This is a genomic window from Kitasatospora sp. NPDC057512 (assembly GCF_042802135.1).
Lineage (GTDB): Bacteria > Actinomycetota > Actinomycetes > Streptomycetales > Streptomycetaceae > Kitasatospora.
Map to the genome: position 1 here is coordinate 1 of NZ_JBHVET010000812.1, position 3525 is coordinate 3525.

Annotated in this window: 4 protein-coding genes; 2 read left to right on the forward strand and 2 right to left on the reverse strand. The window is 74.5% G+C overall.

The window, feature by feature from the left end; genetic code table 11:
• Positions 1–83: 83 nt before the first annotated feature.
• Positions 84–950 (forward strand): endonuclease/exonuclease/phosphatase family protein, encoded by an 867-nt coding sequence (locus ACFU6K_RS34110; protein ID WP_380669732.1) that lies wholly within the window; start codon positions 84–86, stop codon positions 948–950.
• Between the two features lie 12 nt (positions 951–962).
• On the opposite strand, the gene ACFU6K_RS34115 is transcribed toward ACFU6K_RS34110, so the two are convergent.
• Together ACFU6K_RS34115 and ACFU6K_RS34120 are read right to left on the reverse strand one after the other, a co-directional pair.
• Complete coding sequence (locus tag ACFU6K_RS34115) at positions 963–1709, reverse strand: hypothetical protein (protein ID WP_380669726.1); 747 nt, start codon at positions 1707–1709, stop codon at positions 963–965.
• Between the two features lie 10 nt (positions 1710–1719).
• Positions 1720–2514 (reverse strand): alpha/beta hydrolase, encoded by a 795-nt coding sequence (locus ACFU6K_RS34120; protein WP_380669728.1) that lies wholly within the window; start codon positions 2512–2514, stop codon positions 1720–1722.
• 200 nt (positions 2515–2714) lie between these two features.
• Here ACFU6K_RS34120 and ACFU6K_RS34125 point away from each other — a divergent pair.
• Positions 2715–3525, forward strand: an 811-nt coding sequence (locus ACFU6K_RS34125; protein ID WP_380669730.1) for a lysophospholipid acyltransferase family protein, incomplete at its 3' end; no start/stop codon positions are given.

Below are 3525 nucleotides of genomic sequence, written 5' to 3' on the forward strand. Positions count from 1 at the left end.
CTCCCGGACGCACCGCCGCCGTCGCACGTCCCGGCCCGGCCGCGTACGGTCGGAGCGATCCGGTGACCGCCCAGGGGAGGACCATGAGCGCCGCGACCACGACCGCCGCCGCGACCACGACCGCCGAGGCCGGGCCCGCCGCCGCGACCACGACCGCCGAGGCCGGGCCCGCCGCCGCGACCGCCGTACGGGCCGAACCGCTGCCGCCGCCCGGCCCGGGCCGGCTGCGCCTGCTCAGCTACAACATCCGCTCGCTGCGCGACGACCGGCGGGCGCTGGCCCGGGTGATCCGGGCCTGCGAGCCCGACCTGGTCTGCGTCCAGGAGTCCCCGCGCTACTGGCGGCCCGAGGGCCAGGCCGCCTGGCTGGCCCGGAGCACCGGGACGGCCGTGCTGGCGGGCGGCGGCCGCACCGCCGCCGGTCCGCTGCTGCTCGGCCGGCCCGGCGCGGTGGAACTGCTGGCGGTGCACGACCGGCTGCTGCCCAAGACCCGCGGCCTGCACGCCCGGGGCTTCGCGAGCGCGCTGCTGCGACTGCCCGGCACGGCGCCGTTCACCGTCACCAGCTGCCACCTCAGCCTGGACCAGGAGGAGCGGTACGGGCAGTTCGAGCTGCTGCTCGACCAGCTCGGGATCGCTGAACTCGGCATCGTGGCAGGGGACTTCAACGAGCACCCGGACGGGCCGGGCTGGCGGCTGCTGGCCTCCCGGCTCCAGGACGGGCACCCGACCGCGCCCTGGGGAGGCGAGTTCACCTCCGTACCGGAGCGCCCCTACCAGCGGATCGACGCCGTCTTCGCCACACCCGGGATCACCGTCCTCGGCTGCGGGGTGCCGCACGGGCTGCCCGAAGTCACCGAGGCCGACCTGCGGGCCGCGACCGACCACCTGCCGGTGCTCGCCGTCCTCGAACTGCCGGCCGGCCGACCGGGCAGCCGGACGAGCGGCTAGACGGACGGACGGCTAGACCACGGCGCCGTGGTCCGGGTCCTCCGGCTCGTCCTCGTCGCGGTCCTTCATCCGCGCGACCAGGGTGACGAAGCCGCCGAGGAAGGCGGTGATCCCGACCCAGGCGGGCCAGCCGGAGATCTCCCGCCAGACCACCGCGTCGACCAGCAGCAGCGCCGGGCCGCCGAGCACCGCCAGCCAGGCGAACTTGGCGGTCACGTCGGCGGGCGGCAGCGGCGGGGGCTCCGGCGGGACGAAGTGGCCCTCGTCGGTCTCCTCGGCCAGCTCGAAGTCGCGAGGGCCCGCGCCGCCCGCCGGCATCACCGGCCGGCCGGAGCGGGGGCGGGGCTGGGGGGCGAGGTCGGAGAGGTCGTCCTGGTCGCCGCGACCGCCGGGGCCGCCCTCCTTGTGGCCGCCCTTGAGCTCGTTCTGCGCCCGGAGGTTCTCGACCTCGGGCCAGTTCGGGTTGTTGAGGTCGACCGGGTCGTCGAACTGGGCCACCAGGGCGGCGAAGATCGCGTCCTGCTCGGCCTGGCTGCGCTCGGGCGCACGGCGCGGACGGTGTCCGGCGGCCTCCCCCGTGGAACCCTCGGCCGAGCCCCCGGCGACGTCCTTGACGGGCGGGGGCGTCGCGGTGCCGTCCGGGCCGGTACGGTCCGTCGGCGCACCGCCCGGGGCGGCCGCGTTCGTCCCGCCGTCCTTGGTCGCGCCGTCCTCGCGGGGAGTCTCGTCCCCGCCGCCCGCCGTGCTGCTCTCGTGCACTTCCGGCCCTTCAGCCATGGTGATCGTCGGATTCAACCCGGGTGACGCCCGCCGCGTGCGCGGGAGCCAGCCGTCGGATGAAGTCCTGGCCGGCCGCGAATATTTCCGCCGCGTCGTGGTCCAGCGTCGCGACGTGGAAGCTGCGCTGGCACAGCCGCTCCGTCACGTCCGTCGAGGATATCCGGGCCAGCACCAGTTCCGAGTTGGCCGGCGAGACGACGTGGTCCTGCGGGCTGTGGAAGAGCAGCACCGGCTGGGTCACCTCCGGCAGCAGCCGCTGGACCTCCCGCCACAGCAGGCTCAGCGACCAGGCGGCGTGCAGCGGGGTGCGGTCGTAGCCGACCTCGGTCACGCCGGCCCGGGCGATGTCGTTGGCGACCCCGGGCAGACTTGGGACCAGGTGGCGCAGCACCGGCAGCAGCGCGCTCGCGGGGGTGTCCGAGCGCACCGACGGGTTGACCAGCACCAGACCGGAGACCGTCGGCCCGTGCAGCGCCGCGAGCCGCAGCGCCAGCGCGCCGCCCATCGACAGCGCGCAGACGAAGACCTGCTCGCACTCCTCGGCGAGCGCCAGCAGCTCCCGCTCGACCTCGGCGTACCAGTCCTCCCAGCGGGTGAGCTGCATGTCCTGCCAGCGGGTGCCGTGCCCGGGCAGCAGCGGCAGCGACACCGTGAGACCGGCCGCCGCCAGCTCGTCGGCCCACGGCCGCAGCGACTGCGGCGAGCCGGTGAAGCCGTGGCAGAGCAGCACTCCCACCGGTCCGCCGCGGTGGCGGTACGGCTCGGCACCGGGCAGCAACGGCATGGCGGACTCCTTCGCGGGCGGATGGCGCTGGGGGAGGGGACGCTGGAGGGGAGGTGCTGCGAATCCGCATCGTCCCACGCTCCGCGCCGGGTCGTACACCCCCTACGAGCAGGCCGGGCGCGGCCGCTACGGCGGGGCCGGGCACAGCGGGCGGCCGCGGGGCATTAGGATCGACCGGTCCGCATAACAGGAGGCCCGGGTTGTTCTACCGACTGATGAAGATGATCGTCGCGCCACTGCTTCGGATCTTCTTCCGGCCCTGGATCGAGGGCGAGGAGAACATCCCCACCGAGGGTGCGGCGATCATCGCGAGCAACCACCTGTCCTTCTCGGACTCGTTCTTCTTCCCCGCGCTGATCAAGCGCCGGGTCACCTTCATCGCGAAGGCCGAGTACTTCAACACCCCGGGCCTCAAGGGCCGGCTGACCGCCGCGTTCTTCAAGGGCGTCGGCCAGCTGCCGGTGGACCGCTCGGGCGTGCGCGGCGCCGGCGAGGCCGCGATCCGCAGTGCCATCGCGGTGCTGGAGGAGGGCGAGCTGTTCGGCGTCTACCCCGAGGGCACCCGTTCGCCCGACGGCAAGCTGTACCGCGGCAAGGTCGGCGGCCTGGCCCGCGTCGCGCTGGCCACCGGCGCCCCGGTGATCCCGGTCGCCATGATCGACACCGAGAAGGTGCAGCCGCCCGGCCAGGTGGTCCCCAACTTCGGCATCCGCCCCGGCATCCGGATCGGCCGCCCGCTGGACTTCTCCCGCTACCACGGCATGGAGAACGACCGCTTCATCCTCCGTTCGGTGACGGACGAGGTGATGTACGAGATCATGCGGCTCTCCGGCCAGGAGTACGTGGACATCTACGCGACCGCCGCCAAGCGGCAGATCGCCGAGGACAAGAAGAAGGCCGACGCCGAGCGCCGGGCCGCCGCCAAGGCGGAGAAGGCGGAGGCGGCCGAGGCCGAGAAGGCGGAGAAGGCCGAGCGGGCCGCCGAGGCGGAGAAGGCCGCCGAGGCCGAGA

What these genes read in the sequence shown, in the direction of transcription:
- ACFU6K_RS34110 (WP_380669732.1), top strand. Translation starts at nt 84, where the DNA reads ATGAGCGCCGCGACCACGACCGCCGCCGCGACCACGACCGCCGAGGCC.
- ACFU6K_RS34120 (WP_380669728.1), bottom strand. Translation starts at nt 2,514, where the DNA reads ATGCCGTTGCTGCCCGGTGCCGAGCCGTACCGCCACCGCGGCGGACCG.